A 16983-nucleotide genomic window follows, 5' to 3' on the forward strand; every position below is an offset into this window, starting at 1 on the left:
TGTGTCTCAAATAATCTTTCTTTGTATATTTGCCTTTTTAGCAGGCTTAATTGATTCAATTGTTGGTGGCGGCGGTTTAATTCAGCTTCCAGCACTTTTAATTTTTCTTCCTAATACAGCTATACCGCTAATTTTTGGTACTAATAAATTATCTTCAATCGTCGGTACATTAGCTGCAGCAATTCGGTTTTCTCAAGAAGTTACAATCGACTGGTCAATAGTTTTAATATCAACTACATCTGCATTCATTTGTTCATTTATTGGCGCAAGCACTGTAAGTATTATTAATCCTGCTTTAATGCGTCCTCTCGTCCTTTTACTGCTAGTAGTAGTTGCTGTTTATACTTGGTTTAAAAAAGATTTTGGCTCCCAGCATATTGTCAAGGTTCAAGGAATAAAACAATGTATATATGCGGCAATAATTGGCACGTCGCTCGGCTTTTATGATGGTTTTTTTGGGCCCGGAACAGGTAGTTTTTTAATCTTTGCATTCATTGGAATTTTAGGGTTCGATTTTCTTAGAGCTTCTGCCTCAGCTAAAGTTGTTAACTTTTCTACTAATTTAGCTGCAATTATTTACTTTACTTCTACTAACAGCATTATTTATAGTATTGCAATACCCATGGGAATGTGTAACGTTTTTGGTGCTATTATCGGCGCTAAACTTGCGATCGCTAAAGGTAGCGCTTTTGTGAGAGTCTTATTTATAGGAGTGGTGTCAATTTTAATTGTTAAACTTGCCTATGATATGCTTTTCAATGAGTAATTCCAGTAATTTGGGTAACTAATTTTGATGCTTGGTCGATTAGAGAAGTGTCAATATTAGCTGGGTAAGTTTTAGAAATTCGCTCAACAATCTCTTTTAAATCTGCATTACCTTTTCTCGCACCCAAACCATTTATAGAACATTCAATTTGTCTAACACCACAACTTAAGCCAACTATTGAATTATCTACTGCTATCCCCAAATCGTCATGACAATGCACGGCAACTATAGCCTTATCAATATTAGGAACGCAATGAAAAATGCTCTCAAGTAACTGTAAAAATTCCTCTGGCTTTGCTAAGCCTAAACTATCAGGAATAGTAATAGTTGTAGCTCCACTATTTATAGCAACTTCAATTGCTTTGCACAAAAAATCTGGCTCGCTTCTAGTCGCATCAAAAGCATTCCATTCTACATCTTCACAGTAATCTCTTGCTAGAGAAACACTAGCGTTTATTTCTGACAGTGTTTGTTCATATAGCTTACTATTTAATTTTACAGAAGTAAAAATATTTATTCTGCCTGTAGTGGCTGGCTTAATTGCTTCTGCTACGCTGATTATTTCTGCCTTGTTTGAGCCTGCTAGTCCGCAAACAATAGAATTTTTAATTATTTTAGATATCTCAAATATTTCTTGAAAGTCTTTATCGTATCTTCCGGGATAACCTACCTCAATAATATCTACTCCCATAGCTTCTAAAAGGGTAGCGATGCTTATCTTTTGCTGAAGATTCATCGATACTCCATGAGTAAGCTCCCCATCGCGCATAGTCGTATCGAAAATTACGATTTTGTCGAGTACCATAGTTATTTTTGCAAAGGCGAAGCCCTGCGTGCGCGCTTGCGCTATCACACTGTTGATTTAAAAATATCCCCAATGTTGACAATTGTAGATAAAATTGAGCCTGTGCCGTTTTTGCCTTAGCCGCCATGCCTTTTACGCCTGAAGAAATTGCCAATGAAGGTTTAAAGCCTGAAGAATATACCGAAATAGTCAATAGACTAGGGCGCGAACCCAATAAAGCAGAATTAGGAATGTTTGGGGTAATGTGGTCAGAACACTGTTGTTACAAAAATTCTCGCCCTTTGCTCAAACAATTTCCTACTACAGGAAAACGCATACTTGTAGGCCCTGGGGAAAATGCTGGCGTAGTAGACTTAGGCGACGGAGTACAACTAGCCTTTAAAATTGAATCCCACAACCACCCCTCAGCTATCGAACCATTCCAAGGCGCAGCTACAGGCGTAGGCGGCATTCTTAGAGATATATTTACCATGGGGGCGCGTCCCATTGCCTTATTAAACTCCTTGCGTTTCGGCTCTTTAGACGATGCGCGAACCCGCCGATTATTCAACGGTGTAGTTTCAGGTATTTCTCACTATGGCAATAGTGTAGGCGTTCCCACAGTAGGCGGTGAAGTTTATTTTGATGGGGCTTATTCTGGCAACCCATTAGTAAATGTCATGGCATTAGGTCTAATGGAAACTCCCGAAATCGTCACCTCAGGAGCCGCAGGGATAGGGAACCCAGTATTATATGTAGGTTCTACCACCGGACGGGATGGGATGGGAGGGGCAAGTTTTGCCAGTGCTGAACTCAGCGCCGAATCAGAAAAAGACCGCCCCGCCGTGCAAGTAGGCGACCCTTTTTTAGAAAAGTCTTTAATTGAAGCGTGTTTAGAGGCTTTTAAAACTGGCGCAGTTGTAGCGGCGCAAGATATGGGAGCAGCTGGAATTACTTGTTCAACTTCAGAAATGGCGGCAAAAGGTGGGGTGGGGATTGAACTAGATTTAGACTTAATTCCCGTGCGCGAAAGCGGGATGATTCCCTACGAATATCTGCTATCAGAATCTCAAGAGCGGATGCTATTTATAGCACACAAAGGGCGAGAAGGAGAGCTAATTGAGATATTCCATCGCTGGGGATTACAAGCAGTAGTGGCGGGGACAGTTATTGCCGAGCCAATTGTCAAAATTCTCTTTAAAGGTGAAGTCGCAGCCGAAATTCCTGCCGCCGCTTTAGCAGAAAATACACCGCTTTATCATCACGAATTATTGAGCCAACCGCCAGAATATGCCCGTAAAGCCGCCGCCTGGACGAGCGCAACCTTACCTACTTGTACCCTAGATGGCATCGAAATAGCAGGTAGCTTTTATTCTTGGCAAGCTATCTTACTAACTCTCCTTGATGCGCCAAATATTGCCTCTAAGCGCTGGATTTACAGCCAATACGACCACCAAGTTCAAAATAATACAGTTTTACTACCTGGGGGCGCTGATGCGGCGGTCATCCGCTTGCGATCGCATAACAAAGGAGTTGCTGCTACAGTAGATTGCAATCCTCGCTATATATACATAGATCCTTACGAGGGTGCAAAAGCCGTAGTTGCTGAAGCCGCCCGTAATCTTAGCTGTGTAGGCGCAGAACCTATTGCTGTCACCGACAACTTAAACTTTGGTAGCCCAGAAAACCCCGTTGGCTACTGGCAATTAGCCGAAGCTTGTAGAGGAATTGCCGAAGCTTGCAGAGAATTGAAAACACCCGTTACAGGCGGTAATGTCTCTCTTTATAATGAAACCCTTGATGCTAATGGCACACCTCAGCCTATTTATCCAACTCCTGTTATCGGAATGGTAGGTTTAATTGCCGATTTAACTCATGTTTGCGGACAAGGCTGGCAAAATGAAGGTGATTTAATTTATTTATTAGAAAGTGATGAAGGAATAACCCTCGGTTGCTCGGAGTATTTAGCCACAATACACGGACTTATAGCGGGAAAACCACCCCAGGTAAATTTTGACTTAGAACGCCGCGTTCAGGCTGCTTGTCGTCAGGGAATTGGTAACGGTTGGGTGCGCTCTGCTCACGATTGCGCCGAAGGGGGAATCGCTGTTGCTCTTGCCGAATCTTGCATTTCTGGAAACTTAGGGGCGCAAGTCCACGTCTTATCATCTACCTATCGCCCTGATGAAATGCTCTTTGGAGAAGCTACCGGGCGGATTTTAGTTTCTGTCTCTCCTGCTCATGCAGAGGCTTGGGAAGCTTATTTACAACAGCAATTAGGAAATAATTGGCAAAAAATCGGTGTAGTTGACCTGACTAATTCTTTACAAGTTTTTACTACAGGCAATCGCTCTTTAATTAAGGTTAATATCGAGGAAATGAGTAAAGCTTTCTACCATGCTATCGAACGCCGCCTAAATACTTAATTTATTTTGTTGTCAATGAGCATAGTTACGTTAATCTTGTATATAACGCTTGTTAACGTTTTATTAAGCCTAGTTAAAATTTATAAAATAATCTTTTTAAACAAATAAGCGATCGCAACTGTTTTATCCCCAAAATTTGCCTACTTTTCAGGAGTAAAGCCAAAGCATGAACCCCAACTATTCCCCCGCCGACATTATCAAGGATGAACCAAATATGTCCGAATCAGACCATCCTGCGGATAAGCCAGAGGAAGCTTGTGGCGTGTTTGGTGTATTTGCACCAGGGGAAGATGTTGCCAAGCTTACTTATTTTGGCTTGTATGCGTTGCAGCACAGAGGTCAAGAATCGGCAGGAATTGCAACTTTTGACGGCGATCAAGTTCACTTGCACAAAGAAATGGGATTAGTATCCCAAGTTTTTAACGAAACAAATTTAGACAAGTTGCCCGGAAACATAGCCGTAGGTCACACTCGTTACTCTACTACGGGTTCTAGCCGGGTTGTAAATGCTCAACCAGCAGTTTTACAAACTAAACGCGGAGCATTAGCGCTAACACATAATGGCAATCTAGTCAATACTCCAGCTTTACGCGAGGAGTTGTTGCAAAATAAGCATAATTTACTGACTACTACAGATTCGGAAGTAATAGCCTTTGCGATCGCCGAAGAAATTGATGCAGGTAAAGAATGGTTAGATGGGGCAATTAGTGCCTTTCAACGCTGCAAAGGAGCTTTTAGCTTAGTCATTGGTACGCCTGTAGGCATAATGGGAGTACGCGATCCTAATGGTATTCGTCCTTTAGTAATTGGCACTTTAGACACCAAGGAAGAACGCTATGTTTTAGCTTCAGAAACTTGCGGTTTAGATATTATTGGCGCTACTTATTTGCGCGATGTAGAACCGGGAGAATTGGTTTGGATTACGAGTGAAGGATTAGCTTCTTTCCACTGGGCGCAACAGCCGCAACGCAAGCTTTGCATCTTTGAAATGATTTACTTTGCAAGGCCCGATAGCATTATGAATAACGAAAGCTTGTACAGCTATCGGATGCGAATCGGACGACAACTAGCAAAAGAATCTTTTGTAGACGCTGACATTGTAATTGGCGTACCAGATTCGGGCATCCCGGCGGCGATTGGTTTTTCTCAAGAGTCGGGAATTACTTACGCTGAAGGATTAATTAAAAATCGTTATGTAGGGAGAACATTTATTCAGCCTACACAAACAATGCGCGAGTCTGGTATCCGCATGAAACTCAACCCGCTTAAAGATGTATTAGCTGGTAAGCGAGTAATCATTGTTGATGATTCCATCGTTAGGGGAACAACTAGCCGCAAGCTAGTAAAAGCTCTCCGCGATGCGGGAGCAACGGAAGTACATATGCGCGTATCTTCGCCTCCTGTAACTCATCCTTGTTTCTACGGGATTGATACTGATAACCAAGATCAACTAATCGCAGCTACTAAGTCTGTAGAGGAAATAGCGAAGTTGTTAGAAGTAGATTCTTTAGCTTATCTAAGTCATGAAGGAATGCTGCAAACAACAAAAGAAGACCCGACTAATTTTTGTTCTGCTTGCTTTAATGGCGATTATCCGATCGCCATTCCCGAAACCGTTAAGCGTTCTAAGTTAATGCTAGAGCCAACCAAAGTTTAAACAGCGTTATCTTGAGGATCTGAACCGTTACGAAAACGTTTGGTAAACTCAGGATAATTCTCCAAGTCTTGTAATGATTCCATTGCTGGCATCTCAATCCAGTTTGCTTCAGCGTGGAGTTTGTCTACATAAGCGTAAAAAGCTTCTTGCTCGTCTCGATGCACCATAACGTAATCATGCAAATCTTTCTGGCTCATTGATTAAAAATTAGGCTTGCTCATCCCATGTATCTCCAGTTGCCGTTAGGATATATTTCTATAATATTTTACTCGCCTGCAAAGAAAAAGATGTTTCCAGTTCGTTCATCCATTCGCACGAGATTAATAGGCAAGTACAACTTAGTAAACCAGCAGCACAACACATAGCAGTGCGTTTTTTGCTCTAGTGTAGGGATAACTCTAACTCCTCAATATCGTTTCATCGCGGAAATTAGCCTAACATGAGCGATCGCCCTATTCTCAAATGCGATCGCTTAAATCAAATTCTACATTTTCGTAGATGTCTTCAATAGTCATTTCTAGGTTAATCGAAGCGAAAGCTATATTATCTGTACTAGCTTCGTAAGCTCGAAACAGCCAGGAGTTTCCGTCAGCTTTTGTATAATGCTCAATTTCTATTTTGTACTGGTTAATTAGTACATATTCTTGGAGTTCAGCAATAGAGCGGTAATAACGAAACTTATCGGTGCGATCATAATCTTTGGTCGATTTTGATAAAATTTCTACAATCAAGCAAGGATTAGTGATTGTATCTGTACGTCGCTCTTGAAAAACGGGTTGACCTTGAATCAAAAAAACATCTGGATAAGTATACTGTCGATATTGAGGAATCCATAGCCGTAAATCGCCAATGTAAGGCTTAATATCTGTCTTCCGCAGCATAAATTTCAAAAAAGCATAGACATTTCCCGCAATTTGATTATGGTTAATCGACGCGCCCGTCATTGATACAATTTCTCCATCTCGATACTCGCTGCGAAACTCTGCAACTTCTTCTTGTGCCAAATATTCGTTAGGAGTGTAATATATTTGCTGGGTTTGCACTTACAACCACCCTGGATTTTTATTTCTACTCTAGCAAGTGCGATTACTTTTAATGTCTGTCTTATCTAACTGCATTGCGCCCAAATACTTAGTTAAATAAGGCGAAAACACTTCATATATCAGCGTTAACGGCTGTCCATGATGCCAAAACAGGTAATGTCGCCCCCAAAAAGGGCCAGTTTGTTCAAAAGCTGACTCTAAAGCTGTGCAATTGCCGTAATAAATCCCTTGAACATCTCTATACAACTCTGTCCGCAAGCGAGTTAAACTAGCCCAAATTGGTAAAGAGCGGTTTTGTAAATACTCATCTACATGACTTGCTTCCCACCAAGAAGTAGCATAAGCTAGGCGTTGACCTGAAGCAGTCCGTAGCCAAACTTGTCTTCTTACTCTTGGTTCGGGTACAGCTTGAATCAAATCCGGCGCACCATCCAAATCTACCCCAATCAAAGACATATCAATTACATCTACTTCCGTAGGTTCACCCGTCAGTAGTTGTAAATGTCGCGTCGGTGAACCATCACCTAATAGTAGCAATTGCCAAGCTGGTGCTAACTGAGTATGGGGTAAACCTTTTTGCACCTCTGTCTCCTTTCCTTGCCATAAAGGTGCAAGACTGTGCCATGTTGTCGGTATTACGCTGTTTGCCTTAGTAATTGCAGTCAATTTTATTTACAAAACTTTATCATTTATCTTAAATATAAACAATTCCTAGAAAACTTGCTTTCTTAAAAAGTAAAAGCCCTAAGTAAATTAATACTCAGGACTTTTACTTGACAATGCGGAAGGCGAGACTCGAACTCGCAAGGGCAAGCCCACACGCACCTCAAGCGTGCGCGTATACCAATTCCGCCACATCCGCACGAGCTATTGGCATAAACTAATGTAACACCTTTTGGCAAGGAAGAATAAAATACTTCGTAATTGCTGTTACTCGGGACTTAAAAACCCCAGTTTGAAATTAAATATAATTATGTGACTCAAAACTACTCTAAAATATATTGCTTGCAGTTAGTCCTCGAAGGATGGCAACCTAACTGATACAGACATTATTGTTAAAAAATGCAGTTCGATAAAATATTAATTGCCAATCGTGGAGAAATTGCTTTACGCATCCTGCGCGCCTGCGAGGAAATGGGCATTGCAACTATTGCTGTACATTCTACCGTTGACCGCCACGCCCTCCATGTCCAACTAGCTGATGAAGCAGTTTGTATTGGTGAAGCGCCTAGTAGTAAAAGTTACCTAAATATACCGGGAATAATTGCCGCCGCCTTGACTCGCAATGCTACAGCTATTCATCCCGGCTATGGCTTTTTGGCTGAAAATGCCCGATTTGCCGAAATTTGTGCTGATCACAAAATTGCTTTTATTGGCCCAACCCCGGAAGCAATGAGGGCGATGGGAGACAAATCTACCGCCAAAGCAACAATGATTGCGGCGGGTGTACCCACTGTACCGGGTAGCGATGGCTTGCTACACGACGAGAAAGCCGCTCAAGAATTGGCGGATTTTATTGGCTACCCGGTAATGATAAAAGCCACAGCAGGGGGCGGTGGGCGAGGAATGCGGCTAGTACGCGATCGCAATGACCTAACTAAGCTATTTTTTGCCGCTAGAGGGGAAGCAGAGGCTAGTTTTGGCAATCCTGGACTGTACCTTGAAAAATTTGTCGAACGTCCCCGCCATATAGAGTTTCAAATTATTGCCGACAATTACGGCAATGTGCTGCACCTAGGCGAACGGGATTGTTCAATTCAACGCCGCCATCAAAAACTACTAGAAGAAGCCCCTAGCCCCGCTCTAAGCCCTCAATTAAGAGAGAAAATGGGCGCGGCGGCAGTACGGGCGGCTAAATCAATTAATTACACTGGCGCGGGGACGGTGGAATTTTTATTAGCACCCAATGGCGAGTTTTATTTTATGGAGATGAATACTCGCATTCAAGTAGAACATCCCGTAACAGAAATGGTGACGGGCTTTGATTTAGTTGCCGAACAAATTAGAATTGCTCAAGGAGAAAAATTGCTGCAAACCCAAGAGCAAGTAGTATTACGGGGTCATGCGATTGAATGTCGGATTAATGCTGAAGATCCCGATCGCGATTTTCGTCCCGCACCAGGTAGAATTAGCGGTTATTTGCCCCCTGGAGGCCCTGGAGTTCGCATAGATTCCCACATTTATACTGACTATCAAATTCCGCCTTACTACGATTCGTTGATTGGCAAACTTATTGTGTGGGGAAGTGATCGCCCTAGCGCCATTAAGCGCATGAAAAGAGCCTTGCGAGAATTTGCCTTGACAGGCGTACCCACTACTATCGGCTTTCACCAGAAGATTTTGGAAACCCCAGAATTTTTATTAGGGGAAATTTACACCGATTTTATTGAAAAAGTCATGTTTCCCCCCAAAGAATAGCCTATTGCAACTGGGCAAACATTCTCAGCAAGCCTTGTTGACCAATGAGTATTTCTCTAACTAAGCTAAAAATCCCAATCCAAATAATCGGCGTAATATCAACGCCACCAATGGGGGGTACTAGCTTCCGCACCGGGACTAAAAAAGGTTCTGTTGTCCAACCGACCAAATTAAACGGTAAGCGATTGAGATTTACTTGGGGATACCAGCTAAGAACGATGCGGAAAATAAACAATAAAATCATTAAACCCAAAAATATGCCCAAAACCCAAGTAGTAATAGTAATAGCACTCATAAATTGTTTACGCGAAGTCTCATCTTAAAAAAATATTTAAGTTTGTAAATAAACCTGTATGTTATTTTAACGTATTGGTTCTTAGCCAGAACAAATACAACTAACGCCCAAAAACTTCTATGCAAGGGGTGTAACAGACGATTAAAATTAAAGTGCAGTGTGTAAACAAAGGTTGATAATAAATGACCCCTTCTTTAATGAATTTCTTTTATAGTTTGCTGGCTGGTGCAGTAATTATTGTGATTCCCGCCACGGCTTTTCTAATTTTTATTAGCCAAAAAGATAAAGTTGAACGCTCCTAAGCCTCTTGGAAGCCAGCGATCGCTGGCTCCCAAATAAGTATGCTTAAACAGCAAACAAGCTACTTTTATCCTCGGTATGCGTCAATTATTCAAGACCGAAACCGAGGCTTTTTATTTTTCCAGGCTTCTTTAGAAGCGCAGCTATAAGATTGAGACAATCGGGCTTACAAATGTAATTAGACTAGAAATTTTAATAACAAGTAGTTAACATAGATTTGAGTGTTGGTAAAATAACAATGATAAATTTTGGGCTGAACGGGGTGACTACTCTCGCCCAGGTAAATTTTGGGACTGGAACGCATACCTTATTAGGGATTTTGCTAGCAGTAGCCGGGGCGGCGTTGTACTTCCTGCGCTCGGTTCGCCCAGAATTATCGCGAGATCACGATATATTTTTTGCAGCCATAGGTCTAGTTTGCGGCATCATTTTAGTTACCCAAGGATGGCGACTAGACCCGATTTTACAATTTGGTCAGGTGCTATTAGTTGGTTCTACAGTGTTTTTTGCCGTTGAAAGTATCCGGCTTCGAGGTATTGCTACCGAGCAAGCTAAACGCAACACAAAGATTGTAGACGATGATCGCCCGGTAGGAAATTATTATCAGCAAGCAGAAATAGACGAAGTAGAGTTTGATTATGATCGCCCCGCGCGTCCCCGGATTCCTGGAAGCCGCGATCCAAGAGCAAGTCGCCCCGATGAATTTTACGAAGAAGAAACACCTCGCCGCCGCCTCCGTAATGATAGGTATGAAGATGACGGGCCCCGGCGTTCCTCCAGTAGTCGGGAAGAAAGCCAACAAGAAGATAAACCGCGCAAACGTCGCTCATCGCCTTCACGGGTAGAAACTCGCTATCAAGACGAATGGGATTCGCCCAAAAAACCCACGTGGGATTTGACCAAAAATTCAGACGAAGAAGGGGATACAGCTTCTACTAGCATCAAAAAGCGATCGCGCAATAATAACGCCTCCGTACAATCTAATTTTGATACAGACACCCCTTCTCCCAGACCGCGTAAGCGTCGCCCCACTAGAGAAAGCGTACAGCCTTCTAGAGACGATGAAGCTACCCCCACAGATTATGTAGATTACAAGCCAATTGATCGCTCTAAAGATGACGATTCTGATAGTTCTACGGATTTTGACCAGTTTTAAACGACTCGCTTTAGCTGCAACTTGAATGTGAAAAAGTTTTCGATAAAATCATTACTCCAACGCTGCTGGCGTTGGAGTTTTAGCTTGGGGTTAATTGTTCTAACGATCGCTTGCACTCCAAGCGGTGATAATATTATTAGTTCTGGGGCGCTCAATAGCCGCTACACCGAAGAACAGCCAGCCCTAAGCGGTAACGGGCGGTATTTAGCTTATGTTTCTAACCGCGCAGCAAGTCGCAATATTTTATTATACGACTTGCAATTGCAGCAATTAGTCCCTTTACCGCGTTTGAATCAACGGCAAACTATCGTTGAAAATCCTAGTATTAGCTATACGGGGCGCTACATTGTGTATGTGACGAGCAATCGAGGTACGCAAATTATGGTGCTGTATGATCGCATTACTCATACTCCCCAAATTCTCAACCAATGGTATCAAGGCTTGGTACGCAATCCCAGCATTAGTCCTGACGGGCGGTTTATTGCCTTTGAAGGTAGTCTGCGCGGTCAGTGGGATATTGAAGTATTAGATCGAGGGACTAATGTAGAATTGGATCTTCCTGATTCTCCCCTTCCTGGGACATCGCCCTAGTATTCATGATCCGATCCTTTTTGGCGCTGATAATTGTCTTAATTAGCTTACTAAGTGGCTGTACGGGCTTGTTAAACTATCCTTCTGATCCGGGCGGTAAAAGCTTAAATAGTCCCAGTAGCGATCTTACGCCCCAAATAGCCGGAAGATATATTACTTTTACAAGCGATCGCTCTGGTCGTCAAAATGTCTATCTATTTGATACTGTCGCCCAAAAATTAATTGATTTACCAGGCTTAAATCAGTTGGATACCATTGCAACTCATCCCGGTGTTTCGAGCGACGGACGCTACATTGTGTTTACAGCTAGTCGTCAGGGGATGGCGGGAATTTTTCTTTACGACTTGCAATTGCGTCAATCGCGCAACCTCATACCCAACTTACAAGCCCAAGTTCAAAACCCAACTATCAGTAATGATGGTAATACTATTGCTTTCGAGTCTAATATCAATGGTCAGTGGGATATCTTAGTTTACAACCGTGCAGAAAGTCGCCTACTTGTCCCCACCCAACCACGCTAAACTACTCTTTGAGCGCTTGTACCGACTCAATCAGCGCTTTCACTTGCGCCGTACCCTCTGAAGGCTCAAAAGATAGCGGAAACTTGCCTCTAGCCAACATTCGCAGTCCCAAAGGAGCAATACTAAGTAAGCCTCTCACATCTCGTAAGTAATTGCCCACTACTTGCAACCCAAAAGCGCGTTCGTCAATCCAACCACCTTGTTTAACCAATTCTACTAATACCTGACGGTGACGGATTTGGCGGCTGTTTTCTACCTCATTATCAGCCAGAATTTTTTGTTTAATTTTTGTAATTTGGTCTAAAGGCGCTACTTCCATCGGACAAACAGTATTGCAATTAAAACAACGAGTACAACCCCATACTCCTTGAGTACCTTTGTTATATTCTTTTAACCTACTGTCAGCTTCCCCATCACGATTATCTGCTACCAAACGATAGGCTTTAGCCAAGGCGTGAGGGCCCACAAATTCGGGGTTTACTTCTCTAGCATTACAAGCAGAGTAACAAGCCCCACACATAATACAATTGCCGTTTTGGTCTATTTTTAAGCGTTCTTGGGGTGTTTGTAAAAATTCTCTTTCAGGAACCTTTGCATCGTTACTAACGTAAGGTTTTACAGCTTCTAATTGATTCCAGAAGCTACTCATATCTACTACTAAGTCTTTAATTACAGGCATATTGCCCATTGGTGCAACAGTTAGTTCTGGAATAATCCCGTTAGTTAGATTGTTCGTGCCATACAGTTGCTTTATTTCACTGCCAACATTTTCTTTGCAAGCTAAAGCCGAACGCCCATTAATTCCCATCGCACAACTACCACAAATAGTATTGCGGCAATTCTTGCGAAAGGCTAAAGTGCCGTCTTGCTCCCACTTAATTTTATTCAGACAATCTAAAATTGTATTGCCATATTCCACCTCTAACTCGTAACTTTTAACTTGTGGTGCAGCATTGCCAGATTGCCGGAGAATTTTAAAAATAACTTGCATCTTTACAGGAAAATATTAGTATTTTTATTTGCTGACGAGGGGAAATAATTTTTACCGCTTGGACGAAGGGTAATGTATTATTGGGTGCGATCGCTGCTTATTTTAATTCTATCTTTCTTGCTATCCACCCCTACAGCTAATTCTATCGCTAAATTTTCCGCAAAAAGCTGCTATTTCAGCAAAATATTTCAGTTTAATAACTAACTTTTGCTTCACCGCTTACAATTGTAGTCTTCTTTTTCAGCACTATTACTTGTTGGCGCTCGTCCCTTAGTACAAGCTTATTCGTAAAACTAAAGCTATCAAAGCAAGTGCTTCTAGGTAGCTTTTTTAAACTCATCTCCCTTATTTTTAGCGCCAGCAATAACTAATAGCAAATAATTTTCTACCCATAAATATATCTTGAGGCTGATATTCAACTATATTTTCCCTTGTAAGCAGCTACCCTGTAGCAATTTAATTTCTTGGTATTTATAAGTGTAATTATCAAACTCACAAAATTAAGTGGCAACTAAAAGTGGATGTAAACGCTTAGAGCAGTAAGTAAAAATTTTAATGTAAAGTTTCTATGTTGCTATAAAATCACTTGTCTAATGTAAACTTTATAAACTATCGATTGACTTAATAACTCTAGTAAAAGCTGACTAAAATGTAAATAAACTAGAAAAGATGTGTAAAAGGAGAGATTTGAGGCTATATTTTTATAAGTGGATGAAATAGCATAAACTGCTGTTTGTTTGTTTGGAAATTGTAAGGATATTTGAGTGAGATGACTACAGAAACTTCACCATTAACAGGAAAAGCACTACTGCAAAAGGTTAAAGAACTTTCCGACTTACCACGTCGAGAAAGAGCCAAGCGTTGTGGGTATTACACCGTAACTAAAAATAATCAAACTCGCGTTAATCTAACAGATTTTTATGACGCATTGTTAGCAGCACGAGGAATTCCTCTTAGCCCCGAAAAACCAAAAGATGGTCGTGGACGGGAACCAACGAATAAAGTCAGCGTTCACAAAAACTATCAAATCGTGATCGGCGCAACCTATACTCAGCAAATGGGTTTGAAAAGTGGAGATCAATTTGAAATCAAGCTAGGTTATAAGCATATCCACTTAATTCAGATTGACAGTGATAAAAACGGTAGCGACGGCGACGAGGACGAAGAATAAATAAATTTAAAGGTAGTTAAGGTAACTGCTGAAATATCGCTGTGAAATTGGCTAAGGAAAAAAGGAAGGACTAGCTCCTGCTAAGTTTTAGTAACTTTAGCTTGGAAAACTATTGCAGTGTGATGATGGGATTAAAATCGGGTGTAAACTTAGCAGAGATTTTTTTGCTAGAGTTTTTGAGTGCAAAACCTTCATCGCTGCTTCAAGTAACAATTTTTTTTGCTACTTGGGTTTGTTTGTGGTTGCCAATAGCCGTCGCCAGTACAATTATTTTGCCAAAAAATAAGGATACTTCTGCTAGTTGGCAACCTTTCAAACCGATAAGTGCAGAGCAAAAACTACCCTTACTAACATTACTTTATCTAATAGCTCCTTTAGTTTTATGGGGAGCTAACAAAATATTTAGTAATTCTTTTTCAAGTTATGGTTTAGTCTGGGATTGGTCAATTTCACAATCGTTGGGGATAGGTTTTGTAATTGGCGCAACTGGTTTAGCGATTTTATTTGGATTGCAAACTCTGCTAGGTTGGGTAAAGTGGAACGTAGCAGGAAAAAAGATTATATCCGTTACGCTGCCAATTTTACTTGTAGCAGTTGGGATTAGCGCAATTGAAGAATTAATATTTCGTGGTTTTGTATTGACGCAATTGCAGCAAGACTTCTCAATATATATAGCCGCCGCAATTGCAAGTTTGATTTTTGCCGTACTACATTTAGTTTGGGAACAAAAAGAGACGTTACCCCAATTGCCCGGATTGTGGTTAATGGGAATGGTTTTAGTATTAGCAAGATATGTAGATAAGGGAAACTTGGGTTTAGCTTGGGGATTGCATAGCGTGCTTGTATGGGCGATCGCTACTATAGATACAGCCGAGCTAGTAACCTATACAGGAAAAGTACCCCAAGTAGTAACCGGGAAGTATGGAAAGCCTTTAGCGGGATTAACGGGGATTAGTTTTTTACTAGCTATTGGGGCGGTTTTGGGGCTGGGGTTGCAGTGATAATTGTGACGGGGTTTAGAGGAGAAAAGCGCGTTAAGTGAGCGACAGGTACAGAGCGAGACAATTGTACTTGTAATAGTTGATAATTCCAAGCGCGATCGCTTAACCAAGCTAAAGCCATCGTTAAATGTTCCACTGTAGCTAGGGCTAAAACTATTACTCCTTGGGGAGAGAGGTGATCGCAAGCGTTCAATATTTGCGCCAAATTTCCGCCACTACCACCAATAAAAACGCGATCAGGATTGGGTAAATTGGTTAAACTATCCGGCGCTGCGCCAAGAATAGCCTCAACATTATCTACTTGAAAACGGCGGCAATTTTCAGTAATTAATCCGTAACCAACGGCAGTTTTTTCAATCGCGTACACTTGGCAATTAGGACATAAACGCGCAATTTCGATAGAAACTGAACCCGTACCCGCGCCAATATCCCAAACGACTTGTTGAGATTGTAAAGCAAGCTCTCCCAGTACCAAAACCCTGATTTCGCGCTTCGTCATTAAGCCAGGGCGATCGCTAAAACCTAAATAATGGCGATCGCTGATGCCAAAGTGCGGTAATTGTGTGATGTCTAAATCCCTTGTTTCCTGGCGAAGTAAAATTACTACATTTAAAGGTGCAAAAGTTCGCTCGATTAATTCTGAAGCCCAAAAGCAACTAACTTGCTCTTTGTCGCCGCCTAAATTTTCGCATACCCAGAATTTGTAATTAGTAGGTAAATCTAAAGCTAAATACAATTGCGCGATCGCCTTTGGGGTATTAACTCCATCTGTTAGAATGGCAATTTTTTCTTTACCTTGCTGCAAAACTTGGATCAGTTGGTCGCAATTGCGCCCATGAACGCTTACAAAACAGGCATCTTGCCAGGGGACTTTAATAGCGCTAAAAGCTAACTGTACGGCGCATAAATGCGGGTGAAAAGTCAGATTTTCTGAGGGTAATTCTAGTAGCAGCAGTCGCCCCAAACCAAAAAATAAAGGATCGCCCGAAACTAAAATTACGATCCATTCATCTACAGAGGCGCGAATTAGATTAATGGCTTGGGTAAAATCTCCCAAAGTTAAACGCTTGGCGGGATGGCTAGGAAAATAACTTAAATGGCGATCGCTACCTATTAATAATGTCGCTTTACTAACTATCTTCCTTACTGCTTCAGTTAACCCCACAGCGCCATCTAAACCAATCCCGACTACGTGGATTTGTTTCACAAAATAACTCCTACAGTAATTAGACGTTGCAGGGCAATATCTCTACATTAGATATCCCAGGCGATTACAATTAGCGCGTTAACAATCGCTGCGGCGACAGGAGATCCACCTTTGCGCCCATCAATCCGAATTTGATTAACCGGAGTATTTGCTAAAGCGGCTTTTGATTCTATAACCGAAATAAAACCAACGGGTGCGCCAATTACTAAGGCTGGATTAATAGAGGTATTTAACTCATTACATAAGGCTAAAAGCGCTGTAGGAGCATTGCCAATTACGTAAATTGCTTCGGGAAACTCTCGCCAACATTCTATTAAACCTGTTTCGGTGCGAGTTTTTCCGGGAAGCGCTACAGATACTCTCTCTACAGCGCTAATGATCGGGTTATTAAAAGTTTGAGCAACTAAGTTAGTTATCCCTTGCTTAACCATACTTACATCTGTAACAATCGGTACGCCACGACGTAAAGCTGCAACCCCAGATGCGATCGCACCAGTGCTAAAGTAAATCAATTCTTTAAACTCAAAATCTGCCGTAGAGTGAATTACTCGCCGAATAATTGCATACTCTAAGGAATTAAAATTGTGCGATCCAATTTCGCCATCGATGGCGGCAAAACTTTGTACCATAATGGGATGAATAGGCAGCATACCGCA

18 protein-coding genes and 1 tRNA gene are annotated in these 16983 nt (G+C 41.7%); 10 read left to right on the top strand and 9 right to left on the bottom strand.

The features are described from left to right. Position 1 precedes the first annotated feature (1 nt). Positions 2–766: a TSUP family transporter gene (locus tag C7B70_RS00305; RefSeq protein ID WP_106367083.1), complete on the top strand. Its 765-nt coding sequence runs from the start codon at positions 2–4 to the stop codon at positions 764–766. Here C7B70_RS00305 and C7B70_RS00310 read toward each other — a convergent pair. Beyond that, positions 756–1571 carry a 2-isopropylmalate synthase gene (locus C7B70_RS00310; protein WP_106367084.1) on the bottom strand — a complete coding sequence of 272 codons (816 nt, stop codon included), beginning with the start codon at positions 1569–1571 and terminating at the stop codon, positions 756–758. The genes C7B70_RS00305 and C7B70_RS00310 overlap by 11 nt on opposite strands. Before the next feature lie 125 nt (positions 1572–1696). Here C7B70_RS00310 and purL point away from each other — a divergent pair, with 125 nt between their 5' ends. After that, on the top strand, positions 1697–3976 hold the full coding sequence (purL, locus tag C7B70_RS00315; protein ID WP_106367085.1) for a phosphoribosylformylglycinamidine synthase subunit PurL: 2280 nt from the start codon (positions 1697–1699) through the stop codon (positions 3974–3976). A 214-nt stretch (positions 3977–4190) separates the two neighbouring features. Next, positions 4191–5633, top strand: a complete 1443-nt coding sequence (gene purF, locus C7B70_RS00320) for an amidophosphoribosyltransferase (RefSeq protein WP_106367271.1) — start codon at positions 4191–4193, stop codon at positions 5631–5633. Here the strand turns inward: purF and C7B70_RS00325 are convergent. The 4 genes from C7B70_RS00325 to C7B70_RS00340 form a co-directional block, all read right to left on the bottom strand. Further along, positions 5630–5830 carry a hypothetical protein gene (locus tag C7B70_RS00325; protein ID WP_199191971.1) on the bottom strand — a complete coding sequence of 67 codons (201 nt, stop codon included), beginning with the start codon at positions 5828–5830 and terminating at the stop codon, positions 5630–5632. The two genes, purF and C7B70_RS00325, sit on opposite strands and share 4 nt — an antisense overlap. Before the next feature lie 261 nt (positions 5831–6091). After that, positions 6092–6676 (bottom strand): Uma2 family endonuclease, encoded by a 585-nt coding sequence (locus C7B70_RS00330; RefSeq protein WP_106367086.1) that lies wholly within the window; start codon positions 6674–6676, stop codon positions 6092–6094. 30 nt (positions 6677–6706) lie between these two features. After that, a complete protein-coding gene (locus C7B70_RS00335) occupies positions 6707–7342 on the bottom strand; it encodes a chorismate lyase (RefSeq protein ID WP_106367087.1) in 636 nt (211 codons plus the stop codon). Between the two features lie 114 nt (positions 7343–7456). Then, positions 7457–7538: transfer RNA gene (locus C7B70_RS00340), tRNA-Leu, on the bottom strand. 200 nt (positions 7539–7738) lie between these two features. Here C7B70_RS00340 and accC point away from each other — a divergent pair. After that, positions 7739–9094 carry an acetyl-CoA carboxylase biotin carboxylase subunit gene (gene accC, locus C7B70_RS00345; RefSeq protein WP_106367088.1) on the top strand — a complete coding sequence of 452 codons (1356 nt, stop codon included), beginning with the start codon at positions 7739–7741 and terminating at the stop codon, positions 9092–9094. A 1-nt stretch (position 9095) separates the two neighbouring features. On the opposite strand, the gene C7B70_RS00350 is transcribed toward accC, so the two are convergent. Further along, positions 9096–9389: a YggT family protein gene (locus C7B70_RS00350; RefSeq protein WP_106367089.1), complete on the bottom strand. Its 294-nt coding sequence runs from the start codon at positions 9387–9389 to the stop codon at positions 9096–9098. Between the two features lie 182 nt (positions 9390–9571). On the opposite strand from C7B70_RS00350, the gene psbX reads away from it, so the two are divergent. From psbX to C7B70_RS00370, 4 genes are all read left to right on the top strand, one after another. Then, the gene (gene psbX / locus C7B70_RS00355; protein WP_106367090.1) at positions 9572–9691 is read left to right on the top strand and encodes a photosystem II reaction center X protein; all 120 of its coding nucleotides are present in this window, start codon (positions 9572–9574) and stop codon (positions 9689–9691) included. 260 nt (positions 9692–9951) lie between these two features. After that, on the top strand, positions 9952–10845 hold the full coding sequence (locus tag C7B70_RS00360) for a Ycf66 family protein (protein ID WP_233220766.1): 894 nt from the start codon (positions 9952–9954) through the stop codon (positions 10843–10845). A 27-nt stretch (positions 10846–10872) separates the two neighbouring features. Beyond that, the gene (locus C7B70_RS00365) at positions 10873–11436 is read left to right on the top strand and encodes a PD40 domain-containing protein (RefSeq protein ID WP_106367092.1); all 564 of its coding nucleotides are present in this window, start codon (positions 10873–10875) and stop codon (positions 11434–11436) included. Positions 11437–11441: 5 nt separating this feature from the next. Next, the gene (locus tag C7B70_RS00370; RefSeq protein WP_106367093.1) at positions 11442–11957 is read left to right on the top strand and encodes a TolB family protein; all 516 of its coding nucleotides are present in this window, start codon (positions 11442–11444) and stop codon (positions 11955–11957) included. A 1-nt stretch (position 11958) separates the two neighbouring features. On the opposite strand, the gene C7B70_RS00375 is transcribed toward C7B70_RS00370, so the two are convergent. Next, positions 11959–12948, bottom strand: a complete 990-nt coding sequence (locus C7B70_RS00375; protein ID WP_106367094.1) for a succinate dehydrogenase/fumarate reductase iron-sulfur subunit — start codon at positions 12946–12948, stop codon at positions 11959–11961. Positions 12949–13717: 769 nt separating this feature from the next. Between C7B70_RS00375 and C7B70_RS00380 the strand changes: the two genes are divergently transcribed. Together C7B70_RS00380 and C7B70_RS00385 are read left to right on the top strand one after the other, a co-directional pair. After that, a complete protein-coding gene (locus C7B70_RS00380) occupies positions 13718–14119 on the top strand; it encodes an AbrB family transcriptional regulator (RefSeq protein WP_106367095.1) in 402 nt (133 codons plus the stop codon). A gap of 122 nt (positions 14120–14241) precedes the next feature. After that, positions 14242–15120 carry a CPBP family intramembrane glutamic endopeptidase gene (locus C7B70_RS00385; RefSeq protein ID WP_233220767.1) on the top strand — a complete coding sequence of 293 codons (879 nt, stop codon included), beginning with the start codon at positions 14242–14244 and terminating at the stop codon, positions 15118–15120. Here the strand turns inward: C7B70_RS00385 and cbiE are convergent. Together cbiE and C7B70_RS00395 are read right to left on the bottom strand one after the other, a co-directional pair. Then, positions 15086–16327 carry a precorrin-6y C5,15-methyltransferase (decarboxylating) subunit CbiE gene (gene cbiE / locus C7B70_RS00390; RefSeq protein WP_106367097.1) on the bottom strand — a complete coding sequence of 414 codons (1242 nt, stop codon included), beginning with the start codon at positions 16325–16327 and terminating at the stop codon, positions 15086–15088. The two genes, C7B70_RS00385 and cbiE, sit on opposite strands and share 35 nt — an antisense overlap. A gap of 47 nt (positions 16328–16374) precedes the next feature. Beyond that, positions 16375–16977, bottom strand: coding sequence for a cobalt-precorrin-8X methylmutase (locus tag C7B70_RS00395; protein WP_106367098.1), 603 nt, complete (start codon positions 16975–16977; stop codon positions 16375–16377). Positions 16978–16983: the final 6 nt, after the last annotated feature.

The sequence above is a fragment of the Chlorogloea sp. CCALA 695 genome, from assembly GCF_003003885.1.
GTDB lineage: Bacteria > Cyanobacteriota > Cyanobacteriia > Cyanobacteriales > Chroococcidiopsidaceae > Aliterella.